A 22,746-nucleotide genomic window follows, 5' to 3' on the forward strand; every position below is an offset into this window, starting at 1 on the left:
GTCAGGCTCCCAGCGTCGCGGCCGCATCGTGGATCGCGGCCCGGATGCGGGCGTAGGTCGCACAGCGGCAGAGGTTGCCGTTCATCGCGGCGTCGATGTCCGCGTCGGTCGGCTTCGGGTTCTGTTCGAGCAGCGCGGTGGCCGACATGATCTGGCCGGACTGGCAATATCCGCACTGCGGCACCTGCAGCTTCACCCAGGCGGCCTGCACGGCCTGCGCGGGCTTGCTCTGCACGCCTTCGATCGTCGTGACGTGCTTGCCCGCGACGCCGGCGAGCGGCAGCACGCACGAGCGGACGGCCTGGCCTTCCAGGTGGACCGTGCAGGCGCCGCACTGCGCCATGCCGCAGCCGAATTTCGTGCCGGTCAGCCCCGCGTGCTCGCGGATCGCCCAGAGGACGGGCATCGACGGATCGGCGTCGAGCGTGACGCTCTTGCCGTTCAGGACAAACGTGGTGGGCATTTTTTGTCTCCGTGGGGAAAACCCGGCATCCGCCGGATCAGGTGGCAGTGTGCGCGAACGGTCGGTTTTTACGTCTACCCAATCCTGCAAATTTATTGAACAATCCTGCAAATCCCCGGCACGGCGGCAAGCGATTCGCTATGCTCCCGCGATTCAGGGAAATGAAGCGAGGAATCCGTCATGGACATGACCGATATCGCGGCGTCGCGCGAATCCGGGCGGCGCGAACTGGCGTCGCTGATCGGCCGTTTCGCGCCGGCGGACGGCTCCCACTCGACGGCCGTGCCGGCGCTGATGCTGCACCGGCATACGCGTCCGGTCGATCTCGGCTGCGGCGTGTCGCGCGCCGCGCTCGTGATCGCCGCGCAGGGCGCGAAGCGCGTGATGGTGGCCGGCCAGACTTACGAATACGACACGCAGAACTGCCTGATTACGTCGATCGACTTGCCGGTTCTCTCGCGCGTCACGCGGGCATCGCCGGATGCGCCGTACCTGTGCCTGTCGCTGACGCTCGATCTGCAGCGCATCGTCGAACTCGCGGCCGAGATGCGGCTGCCGGAACCCGAAGCGGGCCCCGAAGGCGAGGGCATCGCGCTCGCCGAGCTGACGCCGCCGCTGCTCGATGCCGCGCTGCGGCTGCTGCGGCTGCTCGATACTCCGGCTGATATTCCAGTGGTCGCGCCGCTGATCGAGAAGGAACTGCTGTACCGGCTGATGACGAGCGGGCAGGGCACGCGGCTGCGGCACATGGCCGTCGCGGGCAGCCAGACGCACCGGATCGCGCGCGCGATCGAGTGGATCCGCGATCACTACGCGGAGCCGATGCGCGTCGACACGCTCGCGCAGGCGGTCAACATGAGCGTGTCGTCGCTGCACCATCACTTCAAGCACGTGACCACGCTGAGCCCGCTGCAGTACCAGAAGCAGCTGCGGCTGCACGAGGCGCGGCGGCTGTTGCTGCGGCAGGGCGGCGACGTCGGTTCGGTGGCCGCGGCAGTCGGCTACGAAAGCGCGTCGCAATTCAGCCGCGAATACAGCCGGCTGTTCGGCGCACCGCCGATGCGAGACGTCGTGCACCTGCGCAAGAAGGAGTTGCTCGGCACCTAGCGGCGGCGCCGGTCATTTCGATTGCGGCGAGCCCGACTCCCTCGCGGGCCGCGCACGAACTTCCGTTTCACGCGTGCATCCCGCAGGCGGGCGGACGGATGCGGCAACTGCCGCCCGGATGCGGGCCGACCGGTCGAAACGTGCAAAAAAATCGCGCAATGACGAACCTTCCGCGTAGATCGAGCGTGGTACGAACATGTTTCGGTGACGGGATTCGCGATCGATATCACTTCGGAAATGTTTCTCGCGCGTATCGCGTGTCGCCATCCCGGCAATGAAATCAAATGGTTATCGGCATTGAATGCAGGCGAATGGAATGCAGGTAGTCGAATTCGATAAAGCATGTTGAGGGGTTCGTGCGCCAAGCGTGGCGTCTTTTTTCCCCGATATGCAGGCGGCGTGCGAGCCGTTTTTTCCACGCGTTTTGCATGGTTGATCGACGCTCGATCCCGTCGGTATTTTCATGGATGAATCAATCGCGTTGCGCGGTGGCGGGTGCGCACATCGGCAACCGTACCGATGTCCGTCGCGACGGCCCCGCCGAACCGTGTGACGCGCGCTTCGATTCATGATTTTTCGCGCACGGGAACGCGGTCGAACGGGCTGCGGCAGGCGGTTTGCAGGGGCCGAAGCGCCCCTCGGCCGGAATGTTCGACGGTGCGCTTCGCAAGGTTGAAACACCCGTTCGCCGCCCCCTGCAGGAGGCCCCGCGGGCCGCATTCGTCCGTCTTTTCCAGCCTTGCTGCGCGGCATTCAACGAGCGGCGCAGGCTGCCGACGGTCACCGCGATACATTCCTGAAACAAAAAATGCGATTCCCGGCGACAGATCCTGGCGCAGCGGACGGCATGCGACGCGCAACCATCGGTGGAATCACGCATGGCATGCCGCTTGCGATATGGGTTACACCGGCGAGCGGTCGACCAGATGCATCGAAGATGGGGGGCGGTCAACTCGTCAATAAGCAGTCGGGGAAACAGTGATGAAGACCACAAGCAGCAGCTTGATTCGCGCATTCCTTGCGCACCCTTGGGGTAGTCGGACAGGGTGTAGTACGACTCGCGATGCAGTGCCAGCCTCGCGGGTTCGTCGCTGCCCGTTTCCCGGCTTCCGCGCGTTGCACGCGCTGGCGAACCTGTCGTTGCGCATGACGACCGGCCCACAACGGCGCCCCTCTTCATCTTCGCTCCGTTCCCCCGGATGGACCAGGCTGTTCGTGCCGGACAGCTTGACGCCGATTCATCTTCGACCGTGCAGGGCCGTCTCGATCGCGCCGGAAAAACACCGGCGCCGGCTGGACTAATTCAAACGACCGTCGGCCGGATTGCCGGGAAGATATTCGATCGGTAGCTCAGGGAGAAACGATGCCATCTGACTGTCATGCAGGCCCGTAATCGCCGCGATGACGCGCACGGTTTCAATGGCACTGCATTTTCGGTGGATAACACTATTCACGCATTTTCGATTGCTGAAGCGGACGCCGTGTGCCGGCATGCCGCGTGAGCGAGTTTCGAAAGCGACTAATCCGGAACGGTGAATTCCTGTTTTCGGGTGCGTGACGCAATTTGTTTTCTGGTAGTTGAAAATCGATAAGCCTTATCGAAAACGTTTATAAAAAAGTTCGGAAAACTAAAAAATACGAACCTAAACTTCGACTGGCCAAAAATTACCGGGTGTCGGATTCGCGAGAATCGATTCTTTGTAATTAGATAGTGATCCTTATTTATGAGGATTGCTCAAGGCAGGGAAGTTGAAGGCGTGCAGCTTTCCTTGCTTGTTCCGTCCACGCCGTTATGGAGTCGACCATGAAGAAGCTTCTGATTGCAGCAGCAGTGATGGTGGTTTCGAGTGCAGCGTTTGCAGCGAGCGGCACGGTTTCGTCCAGCATGTCGTCGAGCGGCGGCCAGACGATGGCCGGTGTTGCCGGGAACGGGTCATTCACGGCCATGGACTCTGGCGCGGCACTCGGCGCAGCCGGTGCAACGGCGGGTGGCGGTGCGAGCAGCTCGATCTCGTACACGAACCACGTCAACACGTCGACGGTGAGCGGTTTCGGCTTTGGCGGCGCACAAGCCGGCGGCTCGAGCGGCGCGACTGCCGGCTCGACCGGCTGGACGATGTATCACTACTAAGCCGCGGCGCATAGCGGTCGTCATGGAGTGGTGGCACGGATGCCGGGTTTCGTCCCGCGAGGGCGGGCCCGGCGCCCTCGCCACCGACCTTCCTCACAGCAAGGAATTGCTATGAAAGCCAACGTCTTTTTAGCGACAGCGCTCACCGTTCTGTCGTCGGCCGTCCTGGCGTCCGGACCGTCGACCTTCAACCAGACGCAATCCGTTGCAACAGGTGTCTCGGGTTCGGTGTTGGTCGGCACCGGCAGCTATACGAGCAACTCGACTTCGGTAGCGGGCGCAAACGCGGGAAGTACCGTGACACCCGCTGGATCCACCGGCACGGCAACCGCCTATCACGACTCGACTTCGACGGCCAGCGGCTTGGGCTCGAACGGGGGCGCGTTCGCGGCAGGCGGCGGTATCGGTGCCGCAGGCTCGTTCGGTGGAACCGGCAATACGAGCGAGAACGCCAATGCGCTGTCGGGAGGGGTGACCGCCACGATCGTACTGGGCGCGAACCACTACACGGCAACCGGGGCGAACGACGGCGGCGTTGCCAACGCGGGTGCCGCAGGGATGACGGGCAGTGGCTGGTCGGGAACGGTTGCGGGCTCGAACCACTACAACACGTCGACTGTATGGGGTACCGGTCCGGCCGGATCGCCGTCCGCATCGGGCGGCAGTCAGGGCAGCTCCGGTGCGACCGCCGGCAGTCCTTGATTCGGGTGCTGGGGGGACCAGTTTCCCAGCGACGCTGGTCTCTTTCATCGCCTTGTTGTCACCGTAAGGAGTTGGCATGAAGCAGAAACTGATTGCCGCCGCTCTGATGCTCGCGTCTCTGACGGCATATGGCGCTGACCGTGCTGCCGACGACGTGCAATCGAATTTGCAGACGTCAAACAACCCTGACCAGGCAACCAAACCGTCACAACAACAAGCGCTTTCGTCGGGCAGTGCCATCGGTGCGCCAGGGGGGCCGCAATGGCCGGGTATGTCGGGCGGCTCGTGGTCCCAGCTGGGTAGCGGCTGGAAGCAGTTCGGGGAAGCAGGCAAATCTGAAGGAATTCAGGGGAAGTAGCACGGTTGCCTGGGTGGGAGGTCAAACCTCGTCCGGAGAATGAAATGAACAGCAACAAGATCAAGGTGGCATGCGCGGCGATGTTCGCGATGGCCACGATGGGTGCCCAAGCGCAGACAGCCGACTCGACTTCAAGTGCGCAGTCGTCCACATCGTCGACGGCAGTCAGCCTCGGGGGCGGGGCGAGCATGAACACCAACACCACGACTGGCGGCAATGCCACGAGCAGCAGCGGGATTCGGGGCAGCGGCAATTCGAGCGTCCAGGTCAACCTGACGATGCCGTCTTCCACGAGTGGCGGCTCGAGCGTGACGCCGCAGAGCACGAGCTCGCTCGCGGCCGGCACGCCCGGCACCAGCCCGTACAACACCCAGGCGGCGGAAAACGTCAACTATTCGGGTACCCAGACGATCAAGACGAACCCGGCGATCCAGGCGCCGGGCCTCACGACCACGCTGTCCGATACCTGCATGGGCTCGGTGAGCGTCGGCGTGTCGTTCCCGGGCTTCGGCGCGACGGGTGGCACGACCCTGGTCGACCAGGCTTGCGTGCGTCGTCTCGATGCGCGTGAATTCCGCGCGATGGGGCTGACCGACGTCGCGCTCGCGCTGCTCTGCCAGAGCGATGCGAACCGGCGCGCGGTGGAAGCGACCGGGCACCTGTGCCCGGGCACGACCGCGCCGCTCGCGCGCTCGAACGTGGCGCCTTCCGTCGAAGCGACCGTGGCCGACGACGTGAAGTATCGCGACCCGATCGTGCGCAACCGCATGGGCCTGCCGCCGCTCGATGGCGCTGCACCGGCGCCCGCGCAGACGCGCCCGGTGGCGACCACCGCGGTCCAGGCGGCGCCGGCACCGGTGTCGGTGCCCGCGCCGTCGATCGCCGCGCCGGCCGTCAGCGCGGTGCCTGCCGCGATGCAAGCGGCTGCCGTGAAGGCGTCGCAAGCGGCTGCCATCGTGCCTGCCGCCGTGCCGGTTCCCACAGTCGCACCGGTTGCCGCGGCCGCACCGGCGGTGAGTGCCGCGCCTGCCGTCGCACCGGTTGCTGCCGCAGCACCGGCGCTGAGCGCCACGCCTTCCGTCGCACCGGCCGTGATGAGCGCGGTGCCTGCCGCCGCCATCGTTGCCGCGCCTGCCGTCGCCGACAAGGCGCCGGAACAACCCGCGCCGGCAGTGGCCGACAAGGCACCGGAACCCGCGCCGGCCGCAACGGACGCCACCGCGCAAGCCGCGGCCGCGCCGGCCGCCGACGCGAAGGTGCCGGACACCGCGCAAGCGGCACCGGCGGCCGCGACCGACGCCGCACCGCAGGTAGTCGACGCAGCAGCGCCCGCGGCCGAAGCGAAGGCTGTCGAACCGGCTGCGCAGGCGGCAGCCGAAGCGCCCGCGCCCGAGGTCGCGCAGCCCGCGGCGGCGGCGGCCGTTGCCGACACGCCGGTGGTCGACGCGAAGGCGACGGACGCGGTCGAATCCGCAGTCGCGCCTGCGTCGTCCGCCGATATGCCGGCCGGTTCCGACACGGCGAAGGAGCCGGCGCCGGCCACGGTCGACCAGCAGGCCGCGCCGGCCATGCCGGCTCCGGCCATCATCTCGACGAGCACGTCGTCGTAAGCACGCGGGCCCGGCTCTCGCGCGACCGGCATGCCGGGCGCACGGGAGCCGCCGGGTCCGCTGCGCGACGCACGTCGCAAGTTTGACGGGTGTTGGTCCCATCCCCGAGGCCAACACCTCTTTTTGCCTGACGAGGGTACAAGGAGGCCTCAATCATGAGGATCTTTTTGATCGCTCTGCTGCTGTACGGCACGCAAGCCGCCGCGCAGTCGGTTTTCCAGAATCCTGCGGTGTTTGTCATCCTGAGCGAGCAGAACCTCGCGAACGCCGCGAGCGTTCAGCAGGCGCTGACGACGCTCGGCCGCCCGGACAACACCGGATGCGTGCCGATGATGATGGTCGGCGACCCGCAGATGATTTACATGATGCCGGAGGAAGGGCACGCACCGTCGTGGCAATCGCCGGTGTACGGCCGCGGCGCGCCGTTCGAAGCGCAAAGCGGGCCGGTCCCGACCGGCAAGACGGTCGGCGCGATGCAGCACGCCGAGGACATGCGGACGCAGCCGTGGAACGACAGCAGCGCGATCACGCAGAAGATCGCGGGCGAATCGAACCTGTCCGCGTCGGCGCAGGTCAGCGACTGGCAACGCAACGGGCTGAACACGATCGAGACGGCGTCCGCGACGGAGGTGACGGTCAACGGCAGGACCTACCGCACCTATCGCGAAGACCTCAACCAGGCCGCGCGACCCGCCGTCGAACCGCAGATCTACACGCAGCGCGTCGTGTTCTGCCGATAACGAACTTTCCCGAGCGGACACGCCGGCAGCGCGGCGCGCGGGCAGGAAGGCCTGCCACGCACCGATTCGCGCCGCGCTCCGCCAGACAACCCTAAGCGGCGAGGCCATCGTGAACCATTACTGCCCGATCACACTGTCAGGCCCGCAGGAGGGCGAACGGGCCGCATGCATGCCGCCGTTCGTCGCGTTCCGGCGTCCCCATACCGTGCTGTCGCGCCCGCTCGTGTATCTGTCGCAGCATCCCGATGCGGCGCTCATCGCCTGTCTCGCATCGCGCGGCTGGAACGTGTGGCGTGCGAAATCCGTTGCGGACGCACTCAATCTCGTCAAGGCGAACCGCTTGCACGCGGGCATCGTCGATTTCGACGACTTCGCGCCCCCCGACGTCGCGTCGTTCGAGGCGCTGCTGCGCGATCCGCGTATCGGCTGGGTCGCGCTCGCCGACGACGAGCGGCTGCGCGACGCTACCGTCGCGCGCATGATTCGCCAGTGCTGCTTCGACTATGTGTGCAATGCGACGGCCTGCACGACGATCGGCTATCTCGTCGGCCATGCGTACGGGATGCTGAAACTGGTGGAAAGCGAACCGGCCGTCGATGCCGCGCCGCCCGGCGGTGCGATGATCGGCGCATGCGGCGCGATGCGCCGCCTGTTCGCGACGATCCGCAAGGTCGCGAACACCGAGGCCGCCGTGTTCATCGCCGGCGAATCCGGGACCGGCAAGGAGTTGACAGCGGCGGCGATCCACCAGCATTCGTCGCGCGCCGACGCGCCGTTCGTCGCCGTGAATTGCGCGGCCATCCCGCCGACGCTGCTGCAGGCCGAGCTGTTCGGCCATGAACGCGGCGCGTTCACCGGCGCGCACCAGCGCAAGATCGGCCGCATCGAGGCCGCGCACGGCGGCACGCTGTTTCTCGACGAAATCGGCGACATGCCGTTCGAGAGCCAGGCGAGCCTGCTGCGGTTCCTGCAGGAGGGCAAGATCGAGCGGCTCGGCGGGCGCGTGTCGATTGCGGTGGACGTGCGGATCGTGTCCGCGACGCATGTCGATCTGGAGGCCGCGATGCAGGCGGGGCGGTTCCGTGCGGACCTGTATTACCGCCTGTGCGTGCTGCGTATCGACGAACCGCCGCTGCGCGCGCGCGGCCGCGACATCATGCTGCTCGCCGACCACGTGCTGCGGCGCTATCGCGACGACGGCTCGCACCGGATTCGCGGCTTCATGCCGTGCGCGATCGAGGCGATCCACAACTATGCGTGGCCGGGCAACGTGCGCGAACTGATCAACCGGATCCGCTTCGCGGTCGTGATGACGAACGGCCCGCTGATCTCGGCCGTCGATCTCGAACTGAGCCAGTACACGTCACATCGGCCGCCGACGCTCGCCGAGGCGCGCCGGCAGGCCGAGCGCCAGACGATCGAGGAAACGCTGTTGCGGCATCGGCACCAGCACGCCGACGTCGCGGCGGAACTCGGGATTTCGCGCGCGACGCTGTACCGCCTGATGATCGCGCACGGCCTGCACGGCTGATGCCGGTTACGCCCGCGCGGCGCGGCGCGGCGTCGCGCGGCCGCCGGCCCGCCCGCCGGCTCGCCAGCCCGCCCGCTAGCCCGCCAGCCCGTGGCCCGTGGCCCGTGGCGTCAGGCCGGCCGTTCGAAGCCCGATTCGACCCAGCGCGCGGCGCTGGCCTTGTTGAGCTTGAACCCGGCGGACACCTTCGCGTCGGCCAGCAGCTCGCCGTACGGGTCGAACGCCTTCAGTTGCGCATACGGCTCGAACTCGTCCGGCACGATGTCGAGCGTCACCGACACATCCTGCCCGTCGTCGCCCTGGACCGTCACTTCCTTGTGCAGCATCGCGCGGCGCTGCTGCTCGTGACGCATCAGCACCTCGGTCGCGGTCTTCACCAGCGTGCGGAACGCGTTCGCGTCCATCGGCTTCGGGTTCTTCTTGTCGCGGCCCATCGTCCACGGGCCGACCAGCGCGGGCTCGGCTTCGCCGTCCTTGATCATCTCGACGGCCCAGCCGTCGTCGTCCTCGTTCTTGATGATGCGGGCGGTCCAGCCGTTGTCGTGCCAGAGGCCGTCCTGGTGGATGGTGGTGTCGTCGGATTGCAGATCGGATTTGGTCATGGAGGAAGCGCGGCGAACGGGCGGGGCGCGCGGCCGGGAGCGGCGCGCTGCCCACGGCCGGTCGCCCGGAGTGGCATGCAAAGGCCGCAATTTTACCCCGCGGGCCGTCCGTGCGGCCCGCGCCGCCCGCAATGTCGGCCATCCGGCCGACTCAGGCAGCCGCCGAATGGTCGGACCGGCGCAAATATCAAACTCGTATTACGTTCCCGCAGGCCAATCTATACACCGTCCGATATCCCGGCCGCGCGCCGCTTCCTAGAATAACGTTCGGGATAAAAATATCTCGAACGTCATTCAACGCCGATCCGGCCGCGCACGCATTCCGCGCCGCGCGGCCCGGCGAACCTTCTGGAAACTGCGCATGGGGAAATTCAGTATTCGCACTGTTTTCGCGTACGACTGGCCGCTGACGCTCGCGGGCATGGAGCACATTGCCGGCGATGCGTGCGCGATCGATCTCGTCGGCGTCTCCCGGACCCCGGGCGAACTGGTCGACGCGCTCGGCCGCATCGACTGCGACATCGTGCTGGTCGACTATGCGATCGGCCAGGACGCGCAGATGGACGGCCTCGCGCTGTTCGACTGGCTACGCCGCTCGCGCCCGAACGTCGGCATCGTCGCGCTGGTCGGGAACGAGAATCCGGTGATCTTCCGCTCGATCCTCGCGCGAGGCGGCGCGAGCCTCGTCAGCAAGTTCGACGACGTCGGCCACATCGTCACCGCGATCCATTCGAGCTACAGCGGCGGGCGCTACCTGTCGCCGCTCGTCCGGCGCGCGCTCGAGGCGCTCGCCGAACACGACCAGCCGCCGGTGAAGCTGTCGACGCGCGAAATCGAGGTGATTCGCCTCTATCTGGCCGGCGTGCCGATCAAGACGATCGCGCAGCGGCTGAACAAGGGGAAGCAGACGGTCAGCGCGCAGAAGATCAGCGCGATGAAGAAACTCGGCGTGACCAACGACATCGAGCTGGTCCAGCGGGCGGCCGGGCTCGGGTTCGGCGGCGCCGGGAGCGTGAGCCAGCCGGTCGGCGCGGGGTAGGCGCGAGAGCAGCGCGGGCCGGGCAGGGCCGGTACCGCGCGGCGCCGGCCCGTCAGGGGGAATCCGCCGGGATCGGCGGAATCGATGGAATCGATGGAATCGATGTCAGGCCGGCAATGCGAATCGCGTGACCGCGTCGCGCAGCGCTTCGGCCTGGTCGCGCAGCGAATGCGCGGCGGCCGCGGCTTGCTCGACGAGCGCCGCGTTCTGCTGCGTGACCTGATCCATCTCGCCCACCGCCCGGTTGACCTGCTCGATCCCCGCGCTCTGCTCGCGCGACGCATGGCTGATCTCGTCGAGGATTTCGTTCACGCGCCGCACCGACTGCACGATCTCGGCCATCGTCTCGCCCGCGTGCGTGACGAGCGTCGCGCCGTGCTCGACGGTTTCGTTCGACGACACGATCAGCGACTTGATCTCCTTCGCGGCCGTCGCCGAGCGTTGCGCGAGCGAGCGCACCTCGGCGGCGACCACCGCGAAGCCGCGGCCCTGTTCGCCGGCGCGCGCCGCCTCGACGGCCGCGTTCAGCGCGAGGATGTTGGTCTGGAACGCGATCCCGTCGATCACGCCGATGATGTCGCCGATCTTGTGCGAGCGGTCGGTGATTTCGTTCATCGTGCGCACGACATTGTCGACCACCTCGCTGCCGCGCGACGCGACCTGCGCGGCCTGGCCGGCGAGCGTCGCGGCCTGGGCGGCGCTGTCCGCGTTCTGCTTCACGTTCGCGGTCATCTGGTCCATGCTCGACGCGGTCTGCACGAGCGCGGCTGCCTGCTCCTCGGTGCGCTGTGACAGGTCGGTGTTGCCCGACGCGATCTCGCTCGCGCCGACGTTGATGTTCTCCGTGCCCATCCGCACGCGCGCCACCATGTCGATCAGCCCGCTCTGCATCGTATGCAGTGCATGCAGCAGGCTGCCGCGGTCGTCATGTTTCACGTTCACGCGCGCGGTCAGGTCGCCCTGTGCGATACGCTGCGCGGCGTCGAGCGCGACCTCGAGCTCGCCGCCGAGGTTCGCGCGCACGCTTTTCAGCACCATCACCATCACGACGGTCGCGATCGCGCCGAGCACGGCCGTCATCGCGAGCCAGCGGCCCACGCTCGCGAGCACCGCCGAACGCACGTCGTCCATGTACATGCCGGTCACGAGATACCAGTCCCACGGTGCGAAGCGCTGCACCGCGCTGGTCTTGTCCTGCGGCTTGTCGGCGCCCGGCTTCGGCCACAGATACTCGACGAAGCCCTTGCCGCCTTCCGCGTTGCCGGCCTTCACGATCTCGACGAACAGGTGCTTGCCGTTCGGATCCGCGAAATTCGACACGTCCTTGCCGTTGAGGTCGGTCTTGATCGGATGCATCACGATCACCGGCTTCGAGTCGTTGACCGAGATGTAGCCGTCGGTGCCGTGGCGCATCGCGGCGATCACCTCGAGCGCCTTCTGCTTCGCGTCAGCTTCGGGCAACGAGTTCTGTTGCGACAGCTTGTAGTAGTGGTCGGTCACGCTCGTGGCCTGCGCGACGAGCGACGCCAGCTGGTCGCGGCGGTCCGTGATCATCGACGCGCGCGTCTGCCATGCGCCGACGCCGGCGATCACGAGCAGGCCGAGCCACAGGATGACGATCATCGAGGCGAGTTTCTGGTTCAGGGAAAGGGTGCGCATGAGTAGTGAGGTCGGTCGGTCGAACAAGCGCGCCGGAACGGCGTGACGGGATAAGTCTTTGACGGCACGCCACGCGCATGACCGTAGGCGGGAAATCCCTTAGAAACGGCAGCCGCTCGATACCAGCGAGCGCGGTGCGGTCATCTATGCATATACATATTTTCCGTCGCTATACTGTCGGGCGATGACGGTTGCGTGTCATGCCCGGATAGTCGGGCGGGGCGGCGGCGTCGAACGAACCTGAAAGGAGGCAACGATGCGAATTCTGGTGGTGGGGGCCGGCGCGGTCGGCGGATACTTCGGCGGCCGGCTCGCGGGGGCGGGGCGCGACGTGACGTTCCTGGTGCGCGACGGCCGCGCGGCCGCGCTCGCGCGCGACGGGCTCCTGATCCGCAGCCCGCGCGGCGACCTGACGCTCGCGAACGTGCAGACGGTGCGCGCGGGCGATGCGGCCGCGCCGTTCGACCTGGTCCTGCTGAGCTGCAAGGCCTACAGCCTCGACGATGCGATCGCGTCGTTCGCGCCGTTCGTCGGGCCGTCGACGCTGATCCTGCCGATGCTCAACGGGATGCGCCATCTCGACGTGCTGCGCGACCGGTTCGGCGCCGCGCAGGTGCTGGGCGGCCTGTGCGTGATCGCGGCGACGCTCGATCGCGAGCAGCGGATCGTGCACCTGAACGATACGCACGGGCTGTCGTTCGGCGAACTCGCCGGCGGCGAATCGGCGCGTGTGCGCGCGGTGGCCGACGTGCTCGGCGGCGCGGGCTTCGATGCGACGCTCAGCGACGACATCGCCGCACGGATGTGGGACAAGTGGGTGTTCCTCGCGACGCTCGCGGCGAGCACGTCGCTGTTTCGCGGTTCGGTTGGCGACATTCTCGCCGCGCCGGACGGCCGCCGTCTGCTCGAGACGATGCTCGACGAATGCAGCGCGATCGCCGCGCACAACGGTTACCGGCCCGATCCGGCCGCGATCGAGCGGATGCAGCGGATGGTGCTCACGCCATCGCCGCTGACCGCATCGATGCTGCGCGACGTCGAGAACCGCGCGCGGGTCGAAGCCGATCACGTGATCGGCGACCTGCTCGCGCGCCGCGACCCGCAGGCGGCGGATGCGTTGTCGCTGCTGCGCATCGCCTACAACCACCTGAAGACCTACGAAGTGCGCGTCGCACGGGAAAGCGCGGCTGCGTCGTCGCGGTAGCCGTCGGCGTCGAGCCGCCATGCCGGATGCGCACGGCGGCCGGTCGTTGCCGCCGCCGGCCGGCGCGCATTCCGCGCTGCACAATTTTGCCGTCCGGCGTCGTTTCCGCTCGCAAACCGCAAAAAAGTATCGAAAATCAGGCGTAAAGTTGGTGGAGCCGCGCGCGCGATCGACCTACATTGCTTTCCATGCGACCGGTCGCGATGCAGAACGGCCCGGCCAGCGACACATGGGAATGGAGACGCCAGGATGATGCACCCCGATCTGGAAGTGGTCGAAGTGCGACGCGACGAGTCGTTCAAGGTCTGGTCGCACGGCTATCCGTATCGCACGATCCGCTGGCATTTTCATCCCGAATTCGAACTGCACCTGATCGTCGCGACGCGCGGCAAGTATTTCGTCGGCGACCATATCGGCTCGTTCGGCCCGGGCCATCTCGTGCTGCTCGGCCCGAACCTGCCGCACAACTGGGTCAGCGACATGGCGGAAGGCGAAACCGTCGAGCGCCGCAACCTGGTGATCCAGTTCGATCCGTCGTTCGTGCGCCGCTGCATGGACGCGTTTCCCGAATGCCGCGATGCGCAGGCGCTGCTCGACGACGCGCGGCGCGGCGTCGGCTTCGATGACGACACGAGCGCGGCGATCGCGCCGCTGTTCGACGAACTGCTGGGCGCGCATGGCATGCGCCGCATCGCGCTGTTCATGACGATCCTCGAGCGGCTGTGCGGCGCGGCGGAACGCACGCTGCTCGCGAGCCCCGCCTACGACCAGGCGCACGTGACGCCCACGCGGCTCAGCCACGCGCTGTCGTACATCGGCAAGAACCTCGCGTCGGAGCTGCGCGAATCGGAGCTCGCGCAACTGACCGGGCAGAGCGTCAGCGCGTTCTCGCGCGCGTTCCACCGTCATACGGGCATGCCGTTCGTCCAGTACGTGAACCGCCTGCGCATCGAATCCGCATGCCAGATGCTGCTCGCCGACGACGCGAACATCACCGACATCTGCTTCCAGGCCGGCTTCAACAACGTGTCCAACTTCAACCGCCAGTTCCGCGCGGTGAAGGGGATGGCGCCGTCCGAGTTTCGCGCGCTCCAGCGCCTGAACGCGCGCAGCCGTGAACTCGCACTGCACGCGGCGCCCACCGGCAACCCGATGCCGCCGCGCGTGGTCACGCCCGGCGCGCCCGGGCTCGTACCGCAGCCCGGATGATCGCAGGGCGCTCGCCCGACCTTTCCTTGCCGTTTTACCCAGCCGATCGCGCCGTTCGCGTCGCGAGGGGCTCGCTTACCCACGAAAAAGCCGCACACACAACCGGAGACACCGTCATGACGCACGCATCGCCCATCGCATCGCCCGCTTCCTCCCCGCGCCGCGGCGCCCGCCTCGCGGCCCTTGCCACGCTTGCCGTCGCGGCCATGCTGCCGGCCGTCGCGCACGCCGCGCCGCTGCGCATCGGCATGACGTTCCAGGAGCTGAACAACCCGTATTTCGTGACGATGCAGAAGGCGCTGAACGACGCGGCCGCATCGATCGGCGCGCAGGTCGTCGTCACCGACGCGCATCACGACGTCAGCAAGCAGGTCAGCGACGTCGAGGACATGCTGCAGAAGAAGATCGACATCCTGCTCGTGAACCCGACCGACTCGACCGGCATCCAGTCCGCGATCACGCAGGCGAAGAAGGCCGGCGCGGTGGTCGTGGCCGTTGATGCGAACGCGAACGGCCCGGTCGATTCGTTCGTCGGCTCGAAGAACTACGACGCCGGCGTGATGTCGTGCGAATACCTCGCGAAGGCGATCGGCGGCAGCGGCGAGGTGGCGATCCTCGACGGCATTCCGGTCGTGCCGATTCTCGAACGCGTGCGCGGCTGCAAGGCCGGGCTCGCCAAATTCCCGAACGTGAAGCTGGTCGACACGCAGAACGGCAAGCAGGAGCGGGCGACCGCGCTGTCGGTGACCGAAAACATGATCTCCGCGCATCCGAACCTGAAGGGCATCTTCAGCGTGAACGACGGCGGCTCGATGGGCGCGCTGGCCGCGATCGAGGGTTCCGGCAAGGACATCAAGCTGACGAGCGTCGACGGCGCGCCCGAGGCGATCGCGGCGATCCAGAAGCCGAACTCGAAGTTCATCGAGACGACCGCGCAGTTTCCGGCCGACCAGGTGCGCATCGCGCTCGGCATCGCGATCGCGCGCAAGTGGGGCGCGACGGTGCCGAAGGCGATTCCGGTCGACGTGAAGGTCGTCGATCGCGGCAACGCGAAGGGGTTCAGCTGGTGAGCGACGTGCGACGTGACGCGAAGGGTGGCGGCGCGGCCGGCGCCTTTCGTACGGAGAAGCCGATGGACACGATACTGAAGCTTGGCCACATCACGAAAAGCTTTCCGGGCGTGAAGGCGCTGTCGGATATTCACCTCGAGATCGCGCGCGGCGAGATTCACGCGCTGCTCGGCGAGAACGGCGCCGGCAAGTCGACGCTGATGAAGATCCTCTGCGGGATCCATCAACCGGACGCGGGCACGATCGAGATCGACGGCGCCGCGCGGCATTTCGCGAATTATCACGACGCGGTCGCGGCCGGTGTCGGCATCGTGTTCCAGGAATTCAGCCTGATTCCGCACCTCGATGCCGTCGACAACCTGTTCCTCGGCCGTGAGCTGCGCACCCGCTGGGGCGTGCGCGACCGCGCGCGGATGCGCCGCACGGCGGCCGGCATCTTCGCGCGGCTCGGCGTGTCGATCGATCTCGATGCACCGCTGCGCACGCTGTCGGTCGCGCAGCAGCAATTCGTCGAGATCGGCAAGGCGTTGTCGCTCGATGCGCGCATCCTGATCCTCGACGAGCCGACCGCCACGCTCACGCCGGCCGAGGCCGAACACCTGTTCGCGATCATGCGCGAGCTGAAGCGGCAGGGTGTCGCGATGATCTTCATCTCGCATCATCTCGACGAAATCTTTGCCGTGTGCGATCGCATCACGGTGTTGCGCGATGGCCAGTATGTCGCAACGACCGACGTCGCGCGCACGGACGTCGAGCAGCTGGTTCGGATGATGGTCGGGCGGCGCATCGAGAGCAGCTTTCCGCCGAAGCCGATGCGGCCTGCCGATGCGCCGGCCGTGCTCGAAGTCGATGCGCTGCAGATCGAACGCGACGGCCCGGTGAACCGCTTCGCGCTGCATGCGGGCGAGATCCTCGGTTTCGCCGGCCTCGTCGGCTCGGGCCGCACCGAGACCGCGCTCGCGGTGATCGGTGCGACGCGCGTGCATCGCAAGACGGTGCGCGTGCGCGGCACGCCGGCGAAGCTTGCCGATCCGGCCGACGCGCTGTGTGCGGGCATCGGCCTCCTGCCGGAAAGCCGCAAGACGGAAGGGCTCGTCACGTCGTTTTCGATCCGCGACAACATCTCGTTGAACAACCTCGGCAAATACCGGTCGATGCGCTGGCTGATCGACCGCCGCGGCGAGGCCCGCACGACGCGCGACGTGATGCGGCGCGTCGGCGTGAAGGCGCCGTCGATCCATACCGAGGTGGCCACGCTGTCCGGCGGCAACCAGCAGAAGGTCGTGATCGCGCGCTGGCTGAACCATCACGCGAGCGTGCTGATCTTCGACGAGCCGACGCGCGGCATCGACGTCGGCGCCAAAGCGGAAATCTACGGGCTGATGCGCGAACTCACCGCGCGCGGCTACGCCATCATCATGATCTCGTCCGAACTGCCGGAGATCGTCGGCATGTGCGATCGCGTCGCCGTGTTCCGGCAGGGCCGCATCGAGGCGACGCTCGCAGGCGACGAGATCGATCCCGACACGGTCATGACCCATGCCACGGCCGGCACGCGAGGAGCGACCCATGAACCTGCCTGAATCTTCTTCCACGCCTTCCACGACGCTTGCGGCGGCTGCCGGAAACGGCGAGGCGCCGCCGCGCGCGATGTGGACGCAGTTGCGGCGCTCGACGCTGTTTTATCCGCTCGTCGGCCTCGTCGTCGTGTGCATCGCGATGATGATCGCGAGCCCGAGCTTCCTGTCCGCCGCGAACCTCGAGAACGTGCTGCGCCAGGTCTCGATCAACGCGATCATCGCGGTCGGCATGACCTGCGTGATCCTCACCGGCGGGATCGACCTGTCGGTCGGCTCGGTGATGGCGTTGTCCGGGACGCTCGCGGCCGGGCTGATGGTGGCCGGCGTCAATGCCGTCGCCGCGCTCGCGATCGGCATCGCGGTGGGCTTCGGGTTCGGCTTCCTGAACGGCGTGTTCGTCGCGTTCGCGGGGATGCCGCCGATCATCGTCACGCTCGCGACGATGGGCATCGCGCGCGGCCTCGCGCTGATCTATACGGGCGGCTATCCGATCGACGGGCTGCCCGACTGGGTCGCGTTCTTCGGCAGCGGCAAGGTGCTCGGTATCCAGGCGCCCGTGCTGATCATGCTGATCGTCTATGCGATCGCGTGGCTGCTGCTCGATCGCATGCCGTTCGGCCGCTATGTGTATGCGATCGGCGGCAACGAGCAGGCGACGCGGCTGACCGGCGTGCGCGTCGCGCGCGTGAAGCTGATCGTCTATACGCTGGCCGGGCTCACGTCCGCGCTCGCCGCGATCGTGCTGACCGGACGCCTGATGAGCGGACAGCCGAACGCGGGCGTGGGCTTCGAGCTCGATGCGATCGCGGCCGTCGTGATGGGCGGCACGTCGATCTCGGGCGGGCGCGGCGCGATTCTCGGCACGCTCGTCGGCGCGCTGCTGCTCGGCGTGCTCAACAACGGACTGAACATGATCGGCGTGAACCCGTATGTGCAGAACGTGATCAAGGGCGGAATCATCCTGCTCGCGATCTATATCAGCCGCGAACGATCGCGGTAACCGGCTATTCATCAGAAATCCGAATCATTAACGGAAGAGACAACTCATGACGACACCCGAAGCCCAGCCGCGCATGACCGCGGTGGTTTGCCACGGCCCCGAGGATTACCGCGTCGAACAGGTCGCGAAGCCGCGCGCGGGCACGAACGAACTCGTGATCCGGATCGCCGCGTGCGGGATCTGCGCGAGCGACTGCAAGTGCTATACCGGCGCCAAGATGTTCTGGGGCGGCCCGAATCCGTGGGTGAAGGCGCCCGTGATTCCCGGCCATGAATTCTTCGGCTACGTGGAAGCGCTCGGCGACGGCGCGGCCGCGCATTTCGGCGTCGCGCCGGGCGACCGCGTGATCGCCGAGCAGATCGTGCCGTGCGGCAAGTGCCGCTACTGCAAGTCGGGCCAGTACTGGATGTGCGAGGTGCACAACATCTTCGGTTTCCAGCGCGAAGTTGCCGACGGCGGGATGGCCGAGTACATGCGCATTCCACCGACCGCGATCGTCCACAAGATTCCACTCGGCGTGTCGCTTGAAGATGCCGCGATCATCGAGCCGCTGTCGTGCGCGATCCATACCGTGAACCGCGGCGACATCCAGCTCGACGATGTCGTCGTGATTGCCGGCGCAGGCCCGCTCGGGCTGATGATGACGCAGGTCGCGCACCTGAAGACGCCGAAGAAGCTCGTCGTGATCGACTTGCTCGACGAGCGGCTCGACCTTGCGAGGCAATACGGCGCCGACGTAACGATCAACCCGACGCGCGACGATGCGCGCGAGATCGTCCGCGCGCTGACCGATGGCTACGGCTGCGACGTGTACATCGAGACGACCGGTGCGCCGGTCGGCGTGAACCAGGGGCTGGAGTTGATCCGCAAGCTCGGCCGCTTCGTCGAATTCAGCGTGTTCGGCGAGGACACGACCGCCGACTGGTCGATCATCGGCGATCGCAAGGAGCTCGACGTGCGCGGCGCGCACCTGGGGCCATACTGTTATCCGATCGCGATCGACCTGCTCGCGCGCGGGCTCGTCACGTCGAAGGGCATCGTCACGCACGGCTTCGCGCTGGAGGACTGGGACGACGCGATCCGCGTCGCGAAATCGCCCGAATCGATCAAGGTGCTGCTGAAGCCGGCCCGTTGAACGCCGGCGCGTGCGCCTCACCGGAGACATCATGGAATACGTCATAGGCGTCGACATCGGCACGCAGAGCACCAAGGCGCTGCTCGTCGACCGGCACGGCACGATCGTCGCGCGGCGCTCGGCTGGCTACCAGCCCGATACGCCGCGCCCGTTGTGGGCCGAGCAGTGGCCGCAGGTGTGGTTCGACGCGGTGCTCGACTGCATCGCGGGCTGCGTGAGCGACGCGCGCGCGCAGGGCGTGCCGGCCGATGCGATCCGCGCGGTGTGCGTGAGCAGCCTGTATGGCGGCTCGGGCGTTCCGGTCGACAGCGGCATGCGGCCGATTCATCCGTGCCTGATCTGGATGGACCGGCGCGCGACCGCGGAAGTCGACTGGGTGAACGCCAACGTGAACGTCGAGCGGCTGCGCGTGATCACGGGCAACGGCGTCGACAGCTACTACGGGTTCACCAAGATGCTGTGGCTGCGCGAACAGCGCCCGGACGTGTGGGCGAACGTGCGCTACTTCCTGCCGCCGAATGCCTACGTGATCTACCTGCTGACCGGTGAGGTCGCGGTCGATCACAGTTCGGCCGGCAACATCGGCGGCGTGTATGACGTCGCGCGCCGCGAGTGGTCCGACGACGCGCTCGACATGCTCGGCATCCCTGCGACGATGATGCCCGAGCGGCTCGTCCAGTCGACCGATATCGTCGGCGGGCTGCTGTCGCAATGGACGGAGCAGCTCGGCTTGCCGGCCGGCACGCCGGTCGTCGCGGGCGGTGTCGACGCGGCCGTCGCGACCTTCGCGGCCGGGGCGACGCGCGGCGGGCAGCATGTCGCGATGATCGGTACCAGCATGTGCTGGGGCTACGTGAACCAGCACGTCGATGCGCGGCACGGGCTCGTCAGCATGCCGCACGTGTTTAACGGGCAGCGCGATCTTTACGTGTTCGGTGGCGCGATTACGGCCGGCGCGTCGGTCGCGTGGTTTCGCGACCAGTTCTGTCATGCGGAGATCGATGCGGCGAGGTTGCTGCCGCACGGCGATCCGCACGTGCTGCTCGAGGAAGCGGCCGAGAGCGTGCCGCCCGGCGCGGACGGCGTGCTGTTCCTGCCGTACCTGATGGGCGAACGCAGCCCCGTTTGGGATGCGCAGGCGAGCGGCGCGTTCGTCGGGCTGAGTCTCGCGCATACGCGTGCGCACCTGTATCGCGCCGTGCTCGAAGGTGTCGCGTTCGCCCTGCGGCACAACATCGAGGCCGGCCGGCGCGGCACGGTGGCGCTGGACGACCGGTTGATCGTCGTCGGCGGGGCCGCACATTCGGCGCTGTGGATGCAGATCATCGCGGACGTGACGGGTTTTCCGGTATGGACGATCGAGCAGGACGTCGAAGCCGCGATGGGTGCCGCGCTGCTCGCGGGCGTCGGTGCGGGGCTCGTGGCGCACGACGACGCGCAGGGCGGCTGGGTCACGCTCGTCGAACGCGCGCGGCCCGATGCCGGGCGCGCGAATGCGTATGCGGCGCGCTTCGCGCTCTATACGGCGCTGTATCCGGCACTCAAACCGATCATGCACGAACTGCGCACGTCATCATGAAGACGCGATTCGATTTCAGCGGTTCACGGGTGCTCGTCACCGGCGCGTCGAGCGGGATCGGGCGCGCATGCGCGGTCGCGCTGGCGCATGCCGGCGCACGGGTCGTCGCGGCGGGGCGCGATGCGGCCGCGCTCGACGTGCTGGCCGGCGAAATTGCCTGCGATATCTTGCGCATCGATATCGGCGGCGATGAACAAGCGATCGATGCGGCGCTTGCCGCGCACGACGCGTTCGATGCGCTCGTCAATTGCGCTGGCATTGCGTCGCTCGAGCCGGCGCTCGAGGTCAGCGCCGAGCACTTCGATCGCGTGATGGCCGTCAATGCGCGTGGCGCTGCGCTCGTCGCACGGGCCGTCGCGCGGAAGATGATCGCGCGTGACGGGCGTGGCGCCGTGTGTGCCCGGGGCAGCATCGTCAACGTATCGAGCCAGGCCGCGCTGGTCGGCTTGCCCGCGCATCTGAGCTATTGCGCGTCGAAGGCGGCGCTCGACGCGATCACCCGCGTGCTGTGCATCGAACTTGGCGCGCACGGGATTCGTGTGAACAGCGTGAACCCCACCGTCACGCTCACGCCGATGGCGCAATTCGCATGGAGCGAACCGGAAAAGCGCGCGCCGATGCTCGCGGCGATTCCGCTCGGGCGCTTCGCGGAGCCGGACGAGGTGGTCGAGCCGATCCTGTTCCTGCTGAGCGACGCGGCGTCGATGATCAGCGGGGTCTCGCTGGCGATCGATGGCGGGTATACGGCGCGGTAGCGGGCGCTCGGGCGACGATGGGCGACAGAGGGTTGCCGTTCGGCGTCGCGCGTCTTCGCACGTCGTCACGCATGCCGGCGCAGGCCGGATGATGCGGCCGGATGCGCTGCTCGGGTCGATGCCGGTTACCGGTTAAACGGGATCCTTGCTTGGCGGCCCGTCGGGCTGCTGCGGGTTGTCGTGCGGATGTCCCGGCGGAGGTGGCGACAGCGGGTCGTCTTCCGGATCGCGGTTCGGATCGGCCGGGGGCTCGGGCATCGGGGTCGTGTGGTCCATGGAGCGCTCGTGCAATGCGTGACGACGGTGGCGCGGCGGGTGCGCCTCGTCTCCGTTATAGGCAATCGGGCGAGCGTTTGCAGCGGGATTCTCGCGACAGCATCTGGATTGCCGGCGATAGTCGAGTGTCTGCAGGTATCGCGCCGGATCTCGCGGCGGCACGCATGTGCAATGCGCTGCGCGGCCGGCGCGCGCCGGTCTCAGCGCAGATCCGCCGGCGTATCGACGTCGCGCAGGATGCCGGGATCGTCGACGTCGAGCAGGTTCACCGACGCGCTGGCGAACAGCGCGCGGGCGCCCGTATCGCCGTCGAGCGCGGCGAGTGCATCGTAATGGTGCGCGGCGAAACCGACCGGATGGCCGCGCACGCCACGATGCACGGGGGCGACGATCGACGCGTCGTCGGCGTCGAGCGCGCGCGTGAGCATTTCGTAGGTGGGCGCCGCGATCCACGGCATATCGCCGAGCGCGACCAGCCAGCCGGTCGCTTCGGGCGTCGTGCGGACACCGACCGCGAGGCTCGCGCCCATGCCGCGCATCGCGTCGGGCGCGTAGACGACCTGGCAGCCGGCTTCGTTCAGCAGAATCGCGAGTTTTTCGGCGCCAGGACGCACGACGGCGATCACGTCGGCCGTGGCTGCGGCGAGACGGCGGGCGGCCGCGACCGCAACCGGCGTGCCATCGGGAAGCAGCGCGAGCAGCTTGCTGTGCAGACCGCTTGGGTCGAAGCGTTGACCGAGACCGCCGGCGAGCAGGACGCCGGTGGCGAGTGACGCATAGGACATCGGCGCGTGGGGGGGGATGAAGGCAGGTGGGCCGATTGTGCGGGAGCGGGCGGGGATCGGCAAGTGCGGATGTTACCGACGCGTGCGTATTGCCGCCGGAAAGAATGTCGGCACGTGGGTTCGTCGAGCAGGGTTTTCTCGACAGGGCTGGATAGGGCGAGCGATTCGCTTTGTATCACGGCCCAATCGCGGTCGCAGGACTGCCAATGCC

General features: G+C 67.3%; 21 protein-coding genes. 16 read left to right on the forward strand and 5 right to left on the reverse strand.

Annotated features, from left to right (window positions below):
• Window position 1: 1 nt before the first annotated feature.
• On the reverse strand, window positions 2-463 hold the full coding sequence (locus ACVK00_RS09190) for a (2Fe-2S)-binding protein (protein WP_012366480.1): 462 nt from the start codon (window positions 461-463) through the stop codon (window positions 2-4).
• A 180-nt stretch (window positions 464-643) separates the two neighbouring features.
• Here ACVK00_RS09190 and ACVK00_RS09195 point away from each other — a divergent pair, with 180 nt between their 5' ends.
• The 7 genes from ACVK00_RS09195 (at window position 644) to ACVK00_RS09225 (ending at window position 8,642) form a co-directional block, all read left to right on the forward strand.
• Window positions 644-1,570: an AraC family transcriptional regulator gene (locus tag ACVK00_RS09195; protein ID WP_284895369.1), complete on the forward strand. Its 927-nt coding sequence runs from the start codon at window positions 644-646 to the stop codon at window positions 1,568-1,570.
• 1,804 nt (window positions 1,571-3,374) lie between these two features.
• On the forward strand, window positions 3,375-3,701 hold the full coding sequence (locus ACVK00_RS09200; RefSeq protein WP_228908138.1) for a hypothetical protein: 327 nt from the start codon (window positions 3,375-3,377) through the stop codon (window positions 3,699-3,701).
• A 111-nt stretch (window positions 3,702-3,812) separates the two neighbouring features.
• Window positions 3,813-4,403: a hypothetical protein gene (locus tag ACVK00_RS09205; RefSeq protein WP_228908137.1), complete on the forward strand. Its 591-nt coding sequence runs from the start codon at window positions 3,813-3,815 to the stop codon at window positions 4,401-4,403.
• A gap of 76 nt (window positions 4,404-4,479) precedes the next feature.
• Complete coding sequence (locus ACVK00_RS09210) at window positions 4,480-4,761, forward strand: hypothetical protein (protein ID WP_228908136.1); 282 nt, start codon at window positions 4,480-4,482, stop codon at window positions 4,759-4,761.
• A 44-nt stretch (window positions 4,762-4,805) separates the two neighbouring features.
• Entirely contained in the window at window positions 4,806-6,371 is a 1,566-nt protein-coding gene (locus tag ACVK00_RS09215) for a chemotaxis protein CheA (RefSeq protein WP_284895368.1), read from the forward strand.
• Between the two features lie 155 nt (window positions 6,372-6,526).
• Window positions 6,527-7,111 (forward strand): hypothetical protein, encoded by a 585-nt coding sequence (locus ACVK00_RS09220; RefSeq protein ID WP_228908134.1) that lies wholly within the window; start codon window positions 6,527-6,529, stop codon window positions 7,109-7,111.
• A gap of 169 nt (window positions 7,112-7,280) precedes the next feature.
• Window positions 7,281-8,642 carry a sigma 54-interacting transcriptional regulator gene (locus ACVK00_RS09225; protein WP_435521286.1) on the forward strand — a complete coding sequence of 454 codons (1,362 nt, stop codon included), beginning with the start codon at window positions 7,281-7,283 and terminating at the stop codon, window positions 8,640-8,642.
• A 110-nt stretch (window positions 8,643-8,752) separates the two neighbouring features.
• Here the strand turns inward: ACVK00_RS09225 and ACVK00_RS09230 are convergent, their stop codons facing one another.
• Entirely contained in the window at window positions 8,753-9,244 is a 492-nt protein-coding gene (locus ACVK00_RS09230) for a hypothetical protein (RefSeq protein WP_284895366.1), read from the reverse strand.
• A 361-nt stretch (window positions 9,245-9,605) separates the two neighbouring features.
• Between ACVK00_RS09230 and ACVK00_RS09235 the strand changes: the two genes are divergently transcribed.
• On the forward strand, window positions 9,606-10,283 hold the full coding sequence (locus tag ACVK00_RS09235) for a response regulator transcription factor (protein ID WP_228908131.1): 678 nt from the start codon (window positions 9,606-9,608) through the stop codon (window positions 10,281-10,283).
• Between the two features lie 105 nt (window positions 10,284-10,388).
• Here the strand turns inward: ACVK00_RS09235 and ACVK00_RS09240 are convergent, their stop codons facing one another.
• Complete coding sequence (locus tag ACVK00_RS09240; RefSeq protein ID WP_284895365.1) at window positions 10,389-11,942, reverse strand: methyl-accepting chemotaxis protein; 1,554 nt, start codon at window positions 11,940-11,942, stop codon at window positions 10,389-10,391.
• 256 nt (window positions 11,943-12,198) lie between these two features.
• Between ACVK00_RS09240 and panE the strand changes: the two genes are divergently transcribed.
• The 8 genes from panE (at window position 12,199) to ACVK00_RS09280 (ending at window position 21,474) form a co-directional block, all read left to right on the forward strand.
• Complete coding sequence (gene panE, locus ACVK00_RS09245; protein WP_354123274.1) at window positions 12,199-13,146, forward strand: 2-dehydropantoate 2-reductase; 948 nt, start codon at window positions 12,199-12,201, stop codon at window positions 13,144-13,146.
• A gap of 249 nt (window positions 13,147-13,395) precedes the next feature.
• Window positions 13,396-14,355: an AraC family transcriptional regulator gene (locus ACVK00_RS09250; RefSeq protein WP_284895363.1), complete on the forward strand. Its 960-nt coding sequence runs from the start codon at window positions 13,396-13,398 to the stop codon at window positions 14,353-14,355.
• 116 nt (window positions 14,356-14,471) lie between these two features.
• On the forward strand, window positions 14,472-15,425 hold the full coding sequence (locus ACVK00_RS09255) for a substrate-binding domain-containing protein (RefSeq protein ID WP_284895362.1): 954 nt from the start codon (window positions 14,472-14,474) through the stop codon (window positions 15,423-15,425).
• Window positions 15,426-15,487: 62 nt separating this feature from the next.
• A complete protein-coding gene (locus ACVK00_RS09260; protein ID WP_284895361.1) occupies window positions 15,488-17,008 on the forward strand; it encodes a sugar ABC transporter ATP-binding protein in 1,521 nt (506 codons plus the stop codon).
• The gene (locus ACVK00_RS09265; RefSeq protein WP_284895360.1) at window positions 16,995-18,005 is read left to right on the forward strand and encodes an ABC transporter permease; all 1,011 of its coding nucleotides are present in this window, start codon (window positions 16,995-16,997) and stop codon (window positions 18,003-18,005) included. Before ACVK00_RS09260 ends, ACVK00_RS09265 begins: the two co-directional genes overlap by 14 nt.
• Before the next feature lie 46 nt (window positions 18,006-18,051).
• A complete protein-coding gene (locus tag ACVK00_RS09270) occupies window positions 18,052-19,140 on the forward strand; it encodes an alcohol dehydrogenase catalytic domain-containing protein (protein WP_284895359.1) in 1,089 nt (362 codons plus the stop codon).
• Window positions 19,141-19,171: 31 nt separating this feature from the next.
• On the forward strand, window positions 19,172-20,719 hold the full coding sequence (locus ACVK00_RS09275; protein ID WP_284895358.1) for an FGGY-family carbohydrate kinase: 1,548 nt from the start codon (window positions 19,172-19,174) through the stop codon (window positions 20,717-20,719).
• The gene (locus tag ACVK00_RS09280; protein ID WP_284895357.1) at window positions 20,716-21,474 is read left to right on the forward strand and encodes an SDR family oxidoreductase; all 759 of its coding nucleotides are present in this window, start codon (window positions 20,716-20,718) and stop codon (window positions 21,472-21,474) included. Before ACVK00_RS09275 ends, ACVK00_RS09280 begins: the two co-directional genes overlap by 4 nt.
• 132 nt (window positions 21,475-21,606) lie before the next feature.
• Here the strand turns inward: ACVK00_RS09280 and ACVK00_RS09285 are convergent, their stop codons facing one another.
• Window positions 21,607-21,750: a hypothetical protein gene (locus ACVK00_RS09285; protein ID WP_006752960.1), complete on the reverse strand. Its 144-nt coding sequence runs from the start codon at window positions 21,748-21,750 to the stop codon at window positions 21,607-21,609.
• 200 nt (window positions 21,751-21,950) lie between these two features.
• Complete coding sequence (locus tag ACVK00_RS09290; RefSeq protein ID WP_284895356.1) at window positions 21,951-22,535, reverse strand: nucleotidyltransferase family protein; 585 nt, start codon at window positions 22,533-22,535, stop codon at window positions 21,951-21,953.
• Window positions 22,536-22,746: the final 211 nt, after the last annotated feature.

Source organism: Burkholderia sp. PvR073 (assembly GCF_054055695.1).